Consider the following 17,138-nt stretch of genomic DNA (forward strand, 5'->3'; position numbering starts at 1 on the left):
TACTGACTTGGATGAATGGTAGTATGCAAGAAAAGATCGTTCCTAACAGGAACCTGCCGTCATTCTTTCACAATAGGTGGATGAAAAGGTCACAACCCTTACGGACAGGAAAAAGGCGAGATTCCTTTTCGGTAGTTGGCATTTGACTTGGTTCGCCAACAATTTATAGATTTTTATAAGAATTTTAAACCAGGAAACAAGCAAGATGAAAACATTATTAAAAATAATAAGTATAATAGCTGGTATGGCGGTAATTGGAGTCGGTGTAACATATGGTATGCTGTATTATCTGAATAATAGTAAAACAGCTGCGAAAAAGGCATCACCAGCTGCTCCAGCAGCAGAGGTACTAGCTGATAGTAATGTAAAAGCTGAAGATGCAAAGCTTTTAGAAAATGGCAATCATTCATTATCAAATAGCGGTTTTAATAAAAATTTCAAGTGGACAGATGAGAACATACAGACAGCATTACATGAAATGGCTCATCAAAAAACGAAAGCTGATCAAAAGTGGGGCTATATTTTTATCACACAAGAACGTATTGAAAGTTTACTTGATATTGTAAAGAGTAATGATTTAGTACAAGGAAATACATATGCAAACATTTTAGAGAGATGGAAACAAGGGAATTATGAAAAGATGGACGCAGATCACAATAAGATTTGGAAATTACAAAGCGGGAATTTAGGAGAAGGGAAAGGAGTACTGTCAGAAGCGGAACAAAAAGAATTAATTAATCAAGTGTTCGTGCAAAAAGGTACATATTCAGGTAGTAAATTAATTGCAGGCGGGGGACAGAATAATAAATAAGATTATATTGGAAGAGAGTAAGTGCTTATTAGGCAGTTACTCTTTTTTGTGTGCACCTTTTAGTCTCGCTCTAGTAAGGAAAGAAACGATTGTAAAACCGGTGACATCCATCTAGATTTATGATGGATTACATAGCTTTGAATAACTGATGGCGTGTCGATAGGCTGAAAACAGAGTTGCTCTTTTTCGCAACTTTCTTGTACAACGATGTAAGGAAGAATTGAAATTCCTAACTCACACATGACAGATTGTTTAATGACTTCAACGTTGGAAGTTTCAAATGTTTTAGCTGGAATATTCCCGCTTTGACGTAAAAAACGATCTACCATTGGTCTATAGCCACAGCTTTGCTCTGTAAAGATAAACTGGGTATCCTTTAATAAACAAAATGGATTAGAGTGCGTAAAGTAGTGGGGAGGTAAAATCCATCCAAATGATTCATTACAAAAAGTACGCGTAATAAAATCATTATGCTCCATACTTTCTCCAATTATGAAAATAACATCTGTTTCTCCTTCACGTAGCTTATTCATTGCATGTTCGTTTGTAGTTGTTTCCAGTATTATATTTACTTTCGGATTTTCCTGTTTGTAAGTACGTAATAATTGTGGTAATCGGTACACTGCTAATGATTCGTTAGATGTAATACTTAATGTTCCCTCTAAATTATCACTATTTTGAGGGATTTCTTGTGCTTTTTCATAAATAGCAAGTAATTCTAGAGCATAAGGGTGAAATTGATGGCCTGCTTTTGTAAGAAGAACTTTTTTCCCTAATCGATCAAAAAGAGGGAGATGTAAATCGTTCTCTAATGCTTTCATGTGTGCTGTTACAGTAGATTGCGCATACCTTAACGCTTGAGCAGCTTTAGAAAAACTACCATACTTAACGATGGCACAAAATGTTTTAACATGTCTCATTTCCATAAGTAATCCCTCTTTTAGTATCATGATTTGTGAATGATTATATCACGTATTTCAATTTTCCAAATGGTTAAATACTTTATAAAATAAAATTGTAGAAATATTCATTTAAGTGATATTGGAGGAGAAAAGATGATTGAAAAGGGCTATCATGTAGCTGTTGTGGGTGCTACAGGTGCAGTTGGACAGAAAATTATTGAACTGTTAGAGAAAGAAACTAAATTTAATATAGTTGAAGTTACATTGCTTTCGTCAAAACGATCCGCTGGTAAGGTAGTACAGTTTCAAGGACGAGAGATAATGATACAAGAGGCAAAAACAACTAGTTTTGAAGGTGTAGATATTGCTTTTTTTAGCGCTGGAGGAGAAGTTTCTAGACAATTTGTCAATCACGCAGTCTCTAGTGGTGCAATCGTAATTGACAACACGAGTGAATACCGAATGGCACATGATGTACCGCTCGTTGTTCCAGAAGTAAATGCGCACACTTTAAAAGGGCATAACGGTATCATTGCAGTTCCGAATTGTTCAGCATTACAGATGGTGACAGCTCTTCAGCCAATACGAAAATCATTTGGTATAGAACGAATTATTGTTTCAACATATCAAGCTGTATCAGGATCAGGAATTCATGCGATTCATGAATTGAAAGAACAGGCTAAGTCAATGTTTGCAGGTGAAGAAGTAGAATGTACTATACTGCCCGTGAAAAAAGATAAAATACATTATCCAATTGCATTTAATGTACTGCCACAAGTAGATATATTCACAGATAATGATTTCACATTTGAAGAAGTAAAAATGATTCAAGAGACGAAGAAAATTTTAGAAGATCCCAATTTAAAAATGGCAGCTACTTGTGTGCGTGTTCCAGTTGTTTCTGGGCATTCAGAATCGGTTTATATTGAACTTGAAAAAGAAGCAACTGTCGCTGAAATAAGAGCAGTGTTGCGGGGTGCATCAGGTGTTATATTACAAGATAATCCTAGTGAACAGTTGTATCCAATGCCATTATATACAGAAGGGAAAATAGATACATTTGTCGGGAGAATTAGAAAAGACCCTGATACACCAAATGGTTTCCATCTTTGGATCGTTGCCGATAATTTATTAAAAGGTGCCGCTTGGAACTCTGTTCAAATTGCAGAAACGTTGGTGGAAGAGGGGGTAATATAGTATAGGTAAATTAGGAAACTGTTAATGATTACAGTTTCCTAATTTTTATTTTATAATTGTTTTCTTTATTCCATCCAAATTTGATTTGAAAGACAGTAAAAAACATCAAGAATGATTAAAATTCATTTGGTATGATATGGATATAATCAATGAGAGGGGAAATGTGATGTATGAAGTAAAGGGGTATTTCTCATCATTAAAAGGAAGTCATTATGATATCGGAAAGCAACAAGGAGAGTTTGTGAAAAACTATCCGTATCTTATTCCGCAATTTATAGAACAAGAACATTTAGTATCAGATAACTATTGGACAGAATCTAGAAATATATTAAATCAATATTGTCCTGGAATTAATGAAGAAATTGAAGGTTTTTGTGAAGTGTTGAAAATTCCTTCTAAACATATGATGTATTATTATCAAACATTATTAAAAGCAGGATGTAGTCATTGTGTCGTATTACCTAAAAAGACAGATTCAAAGCACACATATGTATTAAGAAACTATGATTTGTCGCCAAAAATAGATGATATGCGTTTTTTCTCAACACATGTTGAAGGCACATATGCTCATAGTGGATTTTCTACTTTTTATTTTGGTCGAACAGAAGGTGTTAATGAGCATGGGTTAGCTGTTACATTTTCAGCATGTGGTCAACCAGTAGGGAATATTGAAGGTTTACGAAAGCCGGTGTTAAGTGGTTTACAATGTTTTGCGGTAATTCGAGTATTATTGGAGAAATGTAAAAATGTGCAGGAGGCGAAATTACTAATAGATGAAATGCCAATTGCAAGTAATGTCAATCTAATTGTAGCGGATCCTTTAGACGCAGCGCGTATTGAAATATTTGACGGATATAAATCGATAACCACAATTGAGGAGAGAAGTCATGATTTTATCGTATCAACAAACCATGCGATTAGTGTACCTATTCAAAAATTGAATAATAGAAGATTAGAACAATCTACAAACAGATATCACATATTGTATGACCATTTAAATCGAAATGAAGAAGTGAGTATGGAATCTTTAAAAGGATTAGTAGAAAAAGAGTATCCTACTGGGCTGACAGTACATAATTATGAAGAGTGGTTTGGAACTTTGCATTCTGTCTTATTTGATTTACATAATCGTACAATGAATATTTGCTTCGGTTCTCCACTTTTAAACGATTGGTACACATTGAAAGTTGGAGAAAGTCTATCTTTTTCTCGGGTGAATGTGAAATTTAAAAATAAAATGTATGCGGACTTTTGGAGAGAAGAGCATAATGAATTGATTCCAAAAGAATAAATGAGATAAAATGGTAATAGAAAGGTATATATACGGGAGGGATTGCCATTGTTAAACGTTATGTTACCGATTGTTCTTATTTTATTTATTGCCGTTTCAATGTATATTACTTATGAAAAAAGAAAAAAAGCAGGGTTAAAAGGATTGAAAAGTGCGTTAACTTCAATTTGTTTCTTTACACTAGCAATCTTGAATTTGTTTGCATATTGGTTTAACTTTGGCGGGATTTTTATTTGGTTAATTTCAATTGTTTTATTGCTAGTGGGGGCATATTTTACGAAATATATTCCAATATCTAAAAAGGTACATTGAAGTTTATATGAATTTACATGTTATGTTTTATAATATGGTGAAAAGAGATTATTCTATTAGGTCGTTGTGAAACGGTTTTATAGGATAATCTCTTTTGTTCGTTTAGCTTTGTAAAGAATGTACTGTACTTTTTAGTTGTTCAATAAACTCTCGAGTTGCAGCACACATATATTTATCTTTTCTATAAATAAGCCCTATTTCTATTGTTGGAGTAGGATTTTCTATTTTAATAGCTTGAATGTTTTTATTTTGTAAAAAGTCTATATACGGTTTTGGTAATACGGTAATTCCCATTCCTTTTGAAACCATTTGGATTAAAGATTCCATCGTACTAATTTCTAAAATTGGTTTTGGTATAAAGTTAAATTTTTGACAATGAGATGTAATTAGTTCGGTTAAAAAGAAATTTTTAGGTAAAAGAATTAAAGGATAGTTCTGTAATTCAGCAATAGATACATGATTACATGCAGCTAATTGATGGCCGGTTGGTACGACTAATGTAAGTTCGCTTTTGTATAGAGGGATAGAAATAATTTCTTTATCTTGCACCGGGAGAAATGTAATGCCAATATCTAGTTCGTTTTGTAATAATTTTTCGCGAATATCTCCTGTACGAAGCCCTAATACAGAAAGCTCTATATTTGGATATAAATGATTAAAATTAAAAATAGCTGATGGTAGTAAGTAATTTACGACGGTTAACAAAGACCCTATTGTTAAGGAGCCTTGCTGTAATCCATTTAAATCTTGTATAGCAGAACGAGCTTGTTCAACTTCATGAAAAATGGTTTTACTATGTAATAATAAAATCCTTCCTGCGTCAGTTAAAGATATTTTTTTACCAATGCGATCAAAAAGCGGCATTCCTATTTCATGTTCTAATGCACGTATTTGCTGACTTAGAGAAGGCTGTGAAATATTTAATTTCTCAGCTGCTTTTGTGAAATGTAATTCTTTTGAAACAGCTAAAAAGTATTCAAGTTGTCGTAATTCGATTGGGATCACCTCAAGTTTAATGATAGGCTATACCTATCATTATTATATAAATAATAGGATTGAACAATAATTTTTCGGGTTTTATAATCATCTTTATATAACAGAGATAGTGCGAATATAAATTGAGTGAGCAAATTCATGTAACACCTTTAAAGGAGGAAATAGAATGGCTAATGAATATCAATTATTATCTTTAAATATAGGGTTACCAAGAGAGGTTACTTACGGTGGAAAGGTAATTCATACAGGTATAAATAAGAAACAAGTAAAGGAATCGGTGTTTTTATCCTTTGCAAAATTTAATGGGGATGGCCAGGCGGATTTAGTTCATCATGGCGGAGTAGATAAAGCGGTGTGCGTATATTCGGGAGAACATTATGGATATTGGGAAAAAGAGTTGAATCAAGACCTTGTGTATGGAGCATTCGGAGAAAATATAACAATTAGTGATATGCGTGAAGAGGATGTTTGTATTGGTGATACATTTCAAATTGGAGAAGCAATTGTACAAGTAACGCAGCCAAGACAACCTTGTTTTAAATTAGCTAAGAAATACAATATTCCAAAGTTACCACTGTATTTTCAAGAAACAGGATATACAGGATTTTATTTTCGCGTATTAAAAGAAGGATGGGTATCACCTGTTGATACGTTAAAGTTACTGAAGTCTGATCCGAAAGGTGTAACAGTGGCATTTGCTAATCGTATCATGCATAAGGAAAAACAAAATATAGAAGGATTAAAAAGGATTTTAGATGTTCATGCACTTTCTACAAGCTGGAGACAAACATTTGAAAAGCGAATGAGGGGAGAAGAAATTGACACGCAGGAGAGACTAGAAGGGAAAAAATAATAAAAAATATTTTTTTATAAATGGTGCATTTCTATTAGTAAAAACGACTTAGAAAGCACTATTTTTATATAATAAACTTATTAATATTCTAAAATCTTAATATTGTTTTATTCGACTTGTTTTGGAATAGTCAAAACATAAAATAAATTAGACAATTTTTTAAAGTTTTATGATAGTATAATGTTGTGTAAAGCCTACTATGAGTAGGTCATATAACTACACATAATTTAATGGAATTGACGTATGGAGGTACAACATGGGGAATGTCGAAAAAATTGTAGATCTTCTAATGGAAGAACCAAAACGGGAGCAGTTATTTCCTTTATTTGAAGAAGTGTTTGGGATTACAATTCAAACATTAAATGATTTTTCGGAGAAAGGATATTGGGATAATACATTTAAGGCTGTATCATTTTTACAAGATGATAAGGTAATTGCAAATGTCGGTGCATTTTCGTTACCATTGCTAATTAATGGTGAAAGAATAAATGCGATGGGGATTCAATCGGTGATGACGCACCCTAATTTTCGTAGACAAGGACTAATGACACATTTACTAGACAAGATTATAGTGGAAATCGATAAAGAATGTGATTGTGTAGTGTTGTTTACTGAAAACCCTGAATTATATGCATCATTTGGCTTTAACGTTGTGCAAGAATATTTAATGACGATACCATACGATAAAAATAAAGAAAACGATTTTCTACTTAGAAAATTAGATTATTATAACGAAGAGAATAGACAGTTAATACAAGAAACTATCGATAGTAGCCAAAGGCTTTCAAATAAATTTTCAACATCTAACTTCCAGTCTTCATTTTATTTAAATATGTATGATGCGAAATGGAATGAGAAACTGTATTATTCAGAGAAACTAGATGCTCTAATTGTGTATGAAGTAGATAATGAAAAGTTGAAATTATATGGAGTGTTTGCACCAGTAATTCCAGTTTTAGATGAAATTTGCGGGGAAATCTCTGAAAGATTTACAGAAATCGAATTTTATTTCTCTCCAGATCAATTAGGGATTGAGGATGTACAGTTTACAGAATTACAGTCTAGTAAGTATTTAATGGTGCGAAGCAATAAAGAGTTAGATTTTAAAGGTTATAAATTCCCAGTATTAACAGAGTTCTAATTGTTTATATAGATATTTTTGATGGGAAGTATATAAGTATAAATACTATTTAAATAGGTTTATATATGTGAAGTTCACCTGAAAAAAATGAATTTGAGAATAAATTTTTGCAGTGTAACTCATATAGATAAAAACCGTATTCTTTCAATTTAAGAATACGGTTTTTCTAATTGCGTAATATAAAGCACATTTATTGACCGAAAAGTCATTCATGCGTATCATTTAATAATGTTAAATATTAATTTACATAATATAATAGGAATAAGAAAGAAATTACAAAATACATCGCTTAAATAAGGAGGGATATGAATTATTCAGTGGTAATTTCATGGGAAAAGGAGATTATGTATGAAATCATTTCGTAAGTTATTACAGTATTTAAAACCATACATGTTCTTCGCTATAATTGGACCGCTATTTATGGTACTTGAGGTTGCGATGGACTTAATACAACCGACTATTATGCAACATATTATTGACGTTGGGATAGCAAATCGGGATTTGAATTATGTAATAAAAATGGGGCTTCTTATGATAGGAGCTGCAGCACTCGGTTTAGTTGGAGGACTTGGGTGTATGATGTATTCTACAAAAGCAGCTGTTAATTTCGCTACTGACATACGAAAAGATGTGTTTGCGAAAATAGAAACATTTTCGAGTGAAAATCGTGATTCGTTTGGTACTGGAAAGTTATTAACGATTGTGACAAATGATATTACTTCTATTCAAGCGGCGATGACGATGACATTACGTGTTCTTGTTCGTGGTCCTTTGTTATTTATCGGAAGTATAATAATTGTTTTTGTAACAGCACGCGAGTTATTTCCTATATTACTCGTAGTTGTTCCAATTTTATTACTTGCAATTATTTTCATTGCAAGTAAAGCGAGCGGGACGTTCAAAAAAGTGCAAGAAGCATTAGATAAAGTGAATACAAAGCTACAAGAAAATTTATCTGGAGTACGTGTTATTAAAGCGTATGTAAGACAAAAATATGAAATTACTCAGTTTGGAAATGTTAATACAAATTTAACGAAGATAAATATTCGAGCGGTACAGCTTATTTCTATAATGATGCCAATCATTATGTTAGTGGTAAGTGGCGGGATTGTCGCAACATTATGGATTGGTGGAGAAAAAGTATTTGATGGAACGCTTCAAGTAGGAGCTATTTTAGCGTTTATAAACTATTTGAATATTATTTTAATGTCACTTATGTCTATAAGTATGGTATTTATGCAAATCGCGCGAGCATTTCCATCTGCGGATCGTGTACAGCAAGTTTTAAATACTGAGGTTGATATTACGACCGAAATAAATGCGGTTGCACCTAAGCAAATCGAGGGACAAATTGACTTTAAAAATGTTAGTTATAGTTACACGAAAAATAATGAATATGTTTTAAAAGATATTTCATTTAACATATGTAAAGGTGAAAAAGTAGGAATTATCGGTTCTACGGGAAGTGGTAAAACTACTTTAGCAAAACTATTACCGCGTTTATACGATGTTGATCAAGGTGAAATATGCATTGATGGAATCAATGTTAGATCATACGAATTACAAAAACTTCGTGCTTCAATCGGGTTTGTACCTCAAAAGGCATTGTTGTTTTCAGGTAGCATAGAAGAGAACTTACGTTATGGTAAAGAAGATGCAACGAATGACGAACTGGAAGTAGCAGCTTCATCAGCTTGTGCGACGGAGTTTATAAACAAGTTGGAAGATTCATATCAATATCATTTAACACAAGGTGCGACGAATTTATCAGGTGGACAAAAACAACGTGTTTCAATTGCAAGGGCACTTGTGAGAAAGCCATCCATTCTTATATTAGATGATTCTACATCAGCAGTTGATGCGAAATCAGAATCTAACATTCAATCGGCATTAAGAACAGAATATAAAGGAACAACAACATTATTAATCGCTTCTAAAATCTCATCTATAATAGATGCTGATAAAATTCTCGTTTTAGATAACGGTGAATTAGTTGGTGATGGTACACATGAAGAACTGTTAGAACAATGTGAGGTATATCAAGAAATTTATCTTTCCCAAGGTGGTAATTTAAATAAAGAAGGTGGGAAAGAACATGCGTAATTTTCAAGGGCAATTTGCTAATAAAGGTGGGCGTAACGCGTCTAAGGTGGGTAAAGCTAAAAATACGAAAGGAACTGTAATGAGAGTATGGAACTATATGGGGTACCAAAAGGCTGCTCTTACATTCGTTATATTTTTAGTATTTGTTACGACGTTACTCGGGTTATTAGGTCCGTATTTAATGGGAGTAATTATAGATCAATATATTGTACCGAAAGATTTAAGCGGTACGGCGAGAATGTGTTTGTTACTTATCGCGATTTACGGTGTAACAGTATTGTTAACTTGGTTACAAACATTTGTCATGGTTAATGTTGCATTAAAAACGATACAAAAAATACGACAAGATATTTTTGAGAAAATCCAAACGCTTTCTTTACGTTTCTTTGATGTACGTTCGCAAGGGGATTTAATGAGTCGTGTGACAAATGATATAGATAATTTGAATCAAGCGTTGACACAAAGTGTGGTACAAATTATTTCATCTGCATTAACCTTTATAGGTGTAACGATTGCGATGTTCGCATTAGATTGGATATTAGCGATTGTTACTTTAATTACAGTACCTATTATGTTTTTCGTTACAAAAAAACTAGTTGCTTATAGTGGTAAAAACTTTGCAAAGCGACAAAAAGATTTAGGAGAATTAAATGGTTTTATTGAGGAAGCTATTACAGGATCAGATGTTACAACGTTATACGGGAAAGAAAAAGAAACTGTACAAAATTTCAATAAAATTAATGAACAACTAAGAATTTCAGCTACGAAGGCGGATACATTTTCAGCTTTTATTTTTCCGAGTATGAACTTTATTAATAACTTAGGTATGGGACTGGTAATTGGGACTGGATCAATTATGGTTTTAAATGGAATAACAACAGTAGGTGTTATTGCGGCTTTTATTAATTATTCCCGTCAATTCTCAAGACCACTCAGTCAATTCGCAACTTTAATGAACACGATTCAAGCGGCAGTTGCTGGTGGAGAACGTGTCTTTGAAATTATGGATGAAGTACCGGAAATTCAAAATAAAAAAGATGCGTTCGTTGTACAAAATTTACAAGGGCATGTTGCACTTGAGAATGTTTCATTTGGTTATGAGGGAAATAAAACGATTTTAAAAGAAGTGAGTCTTAAGGCGCAGCCGGGGGAGACAATTGCTTTAGTTGGTCCCACTGGATCGGGTAAAACAACAATTATTAATTTGTTAACTCGCTTTTACGATATACAGCAAGGGAAAATTCATATCGATGGAAAAAGTATAAAAGATTATGATATGAATTCGTTGCGAAGTAAAATAGGAGTAGTTTTACAAGATACGTATTTATTTGCTGGGACGATTATGGATAATATCCGTTATGGTCGACTAGATGCAAGTGATGAAGAAGTAATCAATGCAGCTAAGGCAGCATCTGCACATTCTTTTATAAAGCATTTACCGAATCAATATGAAACAAAAATTGCTTCAGAAGGATCGAATTTAAGTCAAGGACAAAAACAACTTCTTGCGATTGCAAGAGCAATCTTAGCGGATGCAGATATTTTAATTCTCGATGAAGCAACATCAAATATTGATACGAGAACAGAATTACAAATTCAAGAAGGACTAAATAATTTAATGAAAGGTCGAACAAGTTTTGTAATCGCTCATCGACTGAAAACGATTGAAAAAGCAGATCAAATCCTTGTTATAAAAGATGGAAGTATTTTTGAAAGAGGGAATCACGAATCTCTTATGGAAGATAGAGGGTTTTACTTTGATCTGTATACGAGTCAGTTTAAAATCTAATAAAAACGTTAATATAGTGCGGTTTCTCTAGGAAGGAGAAACCGCATTTTTATATTTATAAAGTTAATTAGACATATAGACTTGAAATTTTTAGATATGCGAATGGTTAGTAAAAAATAGCAACTTCAGTGCCAGATGGAAGAAGTAATATACGTGGTATTGTAATAATCTCAAGAGCCATCTGAGCTGAATAGAGAAGTATTGGAGTTAACTCTAACACATGAGTTAATAATAATATAAAGCTTGTTAGGATTGCAAAGCTCCCCCAAAAGAAACTTTTTGAAATGTTACGGAAATCTTTTATTAAGGAAAAGAAAGAAAAAAATGCTGTAACAAAGAGAATCAAAAATTTATATTTATCAGCCATTAAACCCCTCCTAAAGAACAGTAGCTTATATTATAACGTATTTTTTGTATTATAATAAAAAGATTTTGAAATTAACAGTTTAAATGTGTAAAAACCGCAACTTGAAAATTTTAGTTGTGGTTTTTATTTATGAGTCCTTTGTTTTAGAAAATAGATAATCTAGAATTAAAAATTTAAAACTAGATTAGTGTCTAAATTTTGTTTGCTGGAGCTGTATTGGATATTTGACCGGACAATAAGACGAGCTTTGAATATAGTAATAAAAAAGGGATGTGGAACAATGGCTAGATATAGTTTACATGCAGGGCACAATAGTATTGTACAGGGTGCGAATTATGGGAATCGGAAAGAACACATTATGGATCGCCAAGTTAAGGATGCAGTTGTTGCTAAATTAAGAGCATTAGGGCATACAGTTTATGATGATACTGATGAAGTAGGGACAACACAAGCGCAAAATTTAAATAACATTGTATCAAAAATAAACTCACATGATGTAGATTTAGTAGTTTCATTGCACTTAAACTCATATGATACGAAAGCTAATGGTGTTGAAGTTCTGTACTATGACCAACAAGCTTTATCAGCAAAGATAGCAGCGCAACTTTCAAAAGATATTGGCTGGTCAAATCGTGGTGCGAAGGAACGAAAAGACCTTTATGTGTTATCTAATACGAAAGCACCCGCAATTTTAATTGAACTTGGATTTATCGATAATGAAGCAGATATGGCAAAATGGGATCCAGATAAGATTGCTAATTCAATTGTATATGCATTAACTGGGCAATCTGGTGGGACAACTCCACCATCCAAACAAAATATCATTCAATCAGGAGCTTTTTCACCGTATGAAACACCTGATGTTATGGGAGCGCTAACGTCCTTAAAAATGACAGCTAACTTTATCTTACAATCGGATGGTCTAACATATTTTATTACTGAACCAACTTCAGACACTCAACTTAAAGGAATGACGGATTACCTTGATCGTAAAGGTTGGTGGTACGAAGTTAAGTAAAGGTATTAGTTTAATAGAACGGCCTATTTTTAAAAAATAGGCCGTGAAAAGAGGATTACTTATTATGAGTAATCCTCTTTTTATAATATTATTTCGTATAAATGTAATTAGGTATAGGTGACTTCCGCCTTGAAAATTGATAAGTAATGCATGTAAGTGGGAGATTAATTGGACATCTTAGCAAAATTTTAAAAACATACTTTTAAAAAGGAACGAAATTTAGAATTCGAATTTAATTGACTACAATTGAAATAGCACTGAAAACTAATAAAACGGCCATAATGATGTTAAATGATTTCATATGTTTTAATAAAAGTTTTTGGAACATGGAACCAAATAAGCTCCAACTAAATGTACTCATTAACCCAACTATACCTAGAAATAATGAAAAAAGTAGAAAACTTGAATATGAATTATAGTAAGGGAGAATAAAAGTTGACACTACAGTCAGCCCGAATAGTATTCCTTTAGGATTAACAAATTGAAGAAAAATCCCGACTGTAAATAAGTTTTTATTATGTTTTTCATCTGGATCTGTACTAGTTTTACTAGTGAGTATTTTAAAGGCTAAATATAGCATATATATTACACCTAAAATTTTTAAAGGAAATTCGATTATAGGTAGGATATTAATTAGTACAATATTAAAGAAGCTACATAAGGAAGTGAGGATGAAAAATCCGAAAGCTACCCCAAAGCAAAATTGCATACTTCGTTTCAAACCATGTTGATTGGCATATGTCATAGCTAAAAAATTGTTAGGTCCGGGTGTGAAGCTACTTATAAAAACAAATAATAAAAAAGAAAATATAGGCATTTCAAAACCCCCTAATTATTTTGTGTGTTATAATGACCGAAAAGAACAATATAACGTGTGCTTTTTATTATACATAACGGTCGTTATATTGTATATAGTGTAGGGGTGTTTCTTATGGAAGAAATTCAACTTATTTTAGCAAAGAATTTAAAAACAATACGTGAAAAAGAGAAAATGAGTTTAGAAAAAGTTTCTCAATTAACAGGTGTGAGTAAAACGATGATTGGACAAATTGAAAGAGGAGAGTCAAGCCCGACATTAACTACGATATGGAAAATCGCTAACGGTTTGAAAGTGTCTTTTACTTCTTTAATCAATAATCCGCAACCGGATACAACAATTGTGTTACGAAATGATGTTCAAGTATTATCAGAAGACAGTGGGAGATATAAAGTGTATCCTTCTTTTCCTTTTCAAGGTGATAGGAACTTTGAAATCTATACGGTTGAAATTGAAGCAGAAGGAAAATTAAGTTCGGAGGGCCATAAAGAAGGAACCGAAGAATTTATAACGGTGTTTGAAGGGGAATTGACAATTGAAATAAATGATTGTCGATATAAATTAAATAGCGGGGATGCAATTCGCTTTAAGGCGGATAAATCGCACTCGTATCATAATTCCGGACGAACGCTAACTCGGTTAAGTATGACCATTTATTATCCAGCTTCATAAACTCGTTATTGCATTAAGAATATAAAGAAATGTGTGTTGATAAACCATCTATAAGAGATGGTTTTATTTTATTAATTCATAAAAAAAAGACACTCGTTTGAGTGTCAACATAGTATTGCTCTCGCGTATAGGATTGGAGTATGTTTCTCAAAAACGCATTGAGATGGTTTGCATTTGAGAAGCTGTCCTCTTATTCAATGTAACATTGGCAGGGAGAAGTGTAAATTGATAATGTATATACGGAAAATTTAGTATAGATAATTTCTACTATGAATATAGTGTAATGTATTTATTATCCGGTATTAACTGGTAGTAAAACTCCCACCTTAAATTTCAGCTGGAGCAAAGATCTTAGGTGGGGGGCGGGCTTCACATAAACGACGGATTGGTTTAACTAATTATTAGTGGGGGCGGATAAAACTCCTACTGATTAAACTTTCGCTTTATTACTTAAGTATGTAAGAAAGTGACTTATAAAAAGTATGAATCATTTTTTAATCATTTTGTATAATTGTTAGAGGGAGATCCGGTGAAGTGGATATTGTGGAATAAAAAATAAAGCCGGGGAGTGAGAGTTTTTAGTAGTAGTTATAACAGTGGTAAAATGTTTAATAGGTTAGTCATTTGAAAAAAAGAGGATAGTTATTAAGTTATTCTTTAATAATAGATTTTAATGATTTGAATGAATAAAAAAACATGTGGAATGAGGTATTCAAGTGAACCACAATGACAAATTATCCTTGAATAAAGGTATGATAGGGCCTGAAAATATTGGACCTACCTTTCCGGTTCTTCCACCAATTTATATTCCAACGGGATCTACCGGATTAACAGGACCGACTGGTTTAACAGGAGCAACAGGTTTAACAGGATCGACTGGTTTAACAGGATCGACTGGTTTAACAGGGCCGACTGGTTTAACAGGACCGACTGGTTTAACGGGACCGACTGGTTTAACGGGACCGACTGGTTTAACAGGAGCAACAGGTTTAACGGGACCGACCGGTTTAACGGGATCTACCGGATTAACAGGATCGACTGGTTTAACAGGAGCAACAGGTTTAACAGGATCGACTGGTTTAACAGGAGCAACAGGTTTAACAGGATCGACTGGTTTAACAGGAGCAACGGGATTAACAGGGCCGACTGGTTTAACAGGACCGACCGGAGAACCTGGAGTTATTGGTCCCATAACAACAACTAATTTATTATTTTACGCTTTTGCAGATGGGGTGAAATTTACATATACAGATTCAGATGGAATAGCTCAATATGGTACAACTAAAATATTATCTCCTGATGAGGTTTCATATATTAATTTGTTTATTAATGGAATACTTCAACCACAACCATTTTATCAGGTTAGTACTGGTCAGTTAACTTTATTGGATGATCAACCGCCATCGCAAGGTTCTTCAATTATTTTGCAATTCATCATTATTAATTAAGAAAGACAGATTCTTAAATGAAAAGAATCTGTCTTTTTTGTTCTACATTGAAAGTAGTTACACTAAGTGACGATAAATTCAATTGTAATTGGAATTCCGCCGTCTAATGCATCTCCATTCGGAATTGTAATAGCACCAGTTGGTCCAGTAGTAACACTGGAGTTCACACTAGGTTGAAGAATACCGTTTACATATAAGTTGTAATACGTAAAAGTTGGAAATGCTGTTGCAGTTGTACCGGCATCATTTAAACAAGCTGTTGCAGCAATTGCAAAAGCTGCACCTGTTCCTGTTCCAGCACTTAGTGTAGATGTAAATCTTCTAGATGCCATAAATGGTTGGATGATTGGCAATTTATTCTCACCCCCTTTATTAATTTTTGGAACAAAGTATAGAATAACTTGTCCGATATATTGTATGAGAGTTTTCTATAATAGAAACGGCTTATGATTATTGAGAGAACGTAATTTTAGTAAAGGTATCATGGTTGCTTATTTGAAAAAGTAGTGTTGTTATTTGTTGGCTATATGTTCCTGCTTAATTTTATTTTTAAGTTAAAATGTGCTTTTGGACCTAAGAGATAAACGTGGAAAAATAAAATAAACTCTTCAGTTTAGGTGTTTAATCTAAGCAGTCAATTATTAAAAACATATAATTAATATGTGAGTCATGAACATAATTAAATACAGTTTTAAAGTTTAATTATCATTCATGTTTCCTATTTTAGGTGAATGTATAACACAACTAATAGGAAAACACTCAAATATAATATAAGTAAGGAGGAAATATATGACAAATAATAATTGTTTTGGTCATAATAACTGTAATCCGATAGTTTTCACTCCGGAATGTTGCAATAATCCACAAACTGTTCCAATTACTAGCACTCAATTAGGACAATTAATCACTTTACTAAATTCTTTAATTTCGGCTATCGCAGCATTTTTTGCAAATCCAAGTGACGCAAACAGATTAAATTTACTCAATTTGTTTACTCAACTATTAAATTTACTAAATGGATTAGCACCATCTCCAGAAGGTAATTATTTAAAACAATTAATTCAAAGTATTATTAATGTACTCCAATCTCCTAATCCAGACTTAAGCGAATTACTTTCTTTATTACAACAATTCTACAGTGCTCTTGCACCATTCTTCTTCTCTTTAATTATTGATCCTGCAAGTTTACAACTTCTATTAAACTTATTAACTCAATTAATTGGAGCTACTCCTGGAGCAGGAGCAACAGGTCCAACGGGAGCAACAGGGGCAACGGGAGCGACAGGAGCAACAGGTCCAGCAGGAACTGGTGGCGGAGCAACAGGAGCAACGGGAGCAACAGGAGCAACAGGGGCAACGGGAGCAACGGGTCCAACAGGAGCGGGAGCAACAGGAAGTACAGGTGTAACTGGAGCAGCGGG

17 protein-coding genes are annotated in these 17,138 nt (G+C 33.2%); 12 read left to right on the top strand and 5 right to left on the bottom strand.

All coding sequences use genetic code 11. From position 1 onward, the window contains the following. Positions 1-205 precede the first annotated feature (205 nt). Positions 206-811: a PRK06770 family protein gene (locus BAQ44_RS23890; RefSeq protein ID WP_071724242.1), complete on the top strand. Its 606-nt coding sequence runs from the start codon at positions 206-208 to the stop codon at positions 809-811. Positions 812-870: 59 nt separating this feature from the next. On the opposite strand, the gene BAQ44_RS23895 is transcribed toward BAQ44_RS23890, so the two are convergent. Continuing rightward, the gene (locus BAQ44_RS23895) at positions 871-1,761 is read right to left on the bottom strand and encodes a LysR family transcriptional regulator (protein ID WP_116758409.1); all 891 of its coding nucleotides are present in this window, start codon (positions 1,759-1,761) and stop codon (positions 871-873) included. Positions 1,762-1,866: 105 nt separating this feature from the next. On the opposite strand from BAQ44_RS23895, the gene BAQ44_RS23900 reads away from it, so the two are divergent. The 3 genes from BAQ44_RS23900 (at position 1,867) to BAQ44_RS23910 (ending at position 4,513) form a co-directional block, all read left to right on the top strand. Further along, entirely contained in the window at positions 1,867-2,910 is a 1,044-nt protein-coding gene (locus BAQ44_RS23900; RefSeq protein ID WP_071724246.1) for an aspartate-semialdehyde dehydrogenase, read from the top strand. A gap of 166 nt (positions 2,911-3,076) precedes the next feature. Beyond that, positions 3,077-4,201, top strand: a complete 1,125-nt coding sequence (locus tag BAQ44_RS23905) for a C45 family autoproteolytic acyltransferase/hydrolase (RefSeq protein WP_071724248.1) — start codon at positions 3,077-3,079, stop codon at positions 4,199-4,201. A gap of 48 nt (positions 4,202-4,249) precedes the next feature. Then, a complete protein-coding gene (locus tag BAQ44_RS23910; RefSeq protein ID WP_071724250.1) occupies positions 4,250-4,513 on the top strand; it encodes a hypothetical protein in 264 nt (87 codons plus the stop codon). A gap of 102 nt (positions 4,514-4,615) precedes the next feature. Here the strand turns inward: BAQ44_RS23910 and BAQ44_RS23915 are convergent, their stop codons facing one another. Further along, a complete protein-coding gene (locus BAQ44_RS23915; protein WP_071724251.1) occupies positions 4,616-5,518 on the bottom strand; it encodes a LysR family transcriptional regulator in 903 nt (300 codons plus the stop codon). Positions 5,519-5,675: 157 nt separating this feature from the next. Between BAQ44_RS23915 and BAQ44_RS23920 the strand changes: the two genes are divergently transcribed. From BAQ44_RS23920 to BAQ44_RS23935, 4 genes are all read left to right on the top strand, one after another. Further along, a complete protein-coding gene (locus BAQ44_RS23920) occupies positions 5,676-6,362 on the top strand; it encodes an MOSC domain-containing protein (RefSeq protein ID WP_071724254.1) in 687 nt (228 codons plus the stop codon). Positions 6,363-6,618: 256 nt separating this feature from the next. Then, positions 6,619-7,503, top strand: a complete 885-nt coding sequence (locus tag BAQ44_RS23925) for a GNAT family N-acetyltransferase (RefSeq protein ID WP_071724256.1) — start codon at positions 6,619-6,621, stop codon at positions 7,501-7,503. A 348-nt stretch (positions 7,504-7,851) separates the two neighbouring features. After that, positions 7,852-9,606 (top strand): ABC transporter ATP-binding protein, encoded by a 1,755-nt coding sequence (locus BAQ44_RS23930; RefSeq protein ID WP_071724259.1) that lies wholly within the window; start codon positions 7,852-7,854, stop codon positions 9,604-9,606. After that, complete coding sequence (locus tag BAQ44_RS23935; RefSeq protein ID WP_071724261.1) at positions 9,599-11,395, top strand: ABC transporter ATP-binding protein; 1,797 nt, start codon at positions 9,599-9,601, stop codon at positions 11,393-11,395. The genes BAQ44_RS23930 and BAQ44_RS23935 overlap by 8 nt, the downstream gene beginning before the upstream one ends. 106 nt (positions 11,396-11,501) lie before the next feature. Here the strand turns inward: BAQ44_RS23935 and BAQ44_RS23940 are convergent, their stop codons facing one another. After that, entirely contained in the window at positions 11,502-11,762 is a 261-nt protein-coding gene (locus BAQ44_RS23940; protein WP_071724262.1) for a hypothetical protein, read from the bottom strand. Between the two features lie 280 nt (positions 11,763-12,042). Here BAQ44_RS23940 and BAQ44_RS23945 point away from each other — a divergent pair, with 280 nt between their 5' ends. Beyond that, complete coding sequence (locus tag BAQ44_RS23945) at positions 12,043-12,780, top strand: N-acetylmuramoyl-L-alanine amidase (protein WP_071724263.1); 738 nt, start codon at positions 12,043-12,045, stop codon at positions 12,778-12,780. Positions 12,781-13,012: 232 nt separating this feature from the next. Here the strand turns inward: BAQ44_RS23945 and BAQ44_RS23950 are convergent, their stop codons facing one another. Next, positions 13,013-13,597 (bottom strand): LysE family transporter, encoded by a 585-nt coding sequence (locus tag BAQ44_RS23950; protein WP_071724264.1) that lies wholly within the window; start codon positions 13,595-13,597, stop codon positions 13,013-13,015. 57 nt (positions 13,598-13,654) lie between these two features. Between BAQ44_RS23950 and BAQ44_RS23955 the strand changes: the two genes are divergently transcribed. Both BAQ44_RS23955 and BAQ44_RS23960 read left to right on the top strand, forming a co-directional pair. After that, the gene (locus BAQ44_RS23955) at positions 13,655-14,269 is read left to right on the top strand and encodes a helix-turn-helix domain-containing protein (protein ID WP_116758410.1); all 615 of its coding nucleotides are present in this window, start codon (positions 13,655-13,657) and stop codon (positions 14,267-14,269) included. Positions 14,270-14,985: 716 nt separating this feature from the next. Beyond that, on the top strand, positions 14,986-15,717 hold the full coding sequence (locus BAQ44_RS23960) for a DUF4183 domain-containing protein (protein WP_211274103.1): 732 nt from the start codon (positions 14,986-14,988) through the stop codon (positions 15,715-15,717). A gap of 62 nt (positions 15,718-15,779) precedes the next feature. On the opposite strand, the gene BAQ44_RS23965 is transcribed toward BAQ44_RS23960, so the two are convergent. Then, positions 15,780-16,070, bottom strand: coding sequence for a DUF4183 domain-containing protein (locus tag BAQ44_RS23965; RefSeq protein ID WP_061679245.1), 291 nt, complete (start codon positions 16,068-16,070; stop codon positions 15,780-15,782). 436 nt (positions 16,071-16,506) lie between these two features. Between BAQ44_RS23965 and BAQ44_RS23970 the strand changes: the two genes are divergently transcribed. Then, a partial coding sequence (locus BAQ44_RS23970; RefSeq protein ID WP_116758411.1) for a collagen-like repeat preface domain-containing protein occupies positions 16,507-17,138 on the top strand: 632 nt, incomplete at its 3' end.

Source organism: Bacillus mobilis, from assembly GCF_001884045.1.
Lineage (GTDB): Bacteria > Bacillota > Bacilli > Bacillales > Bacillaceae_G > Bacillus_A > Bacillus_A mobilis.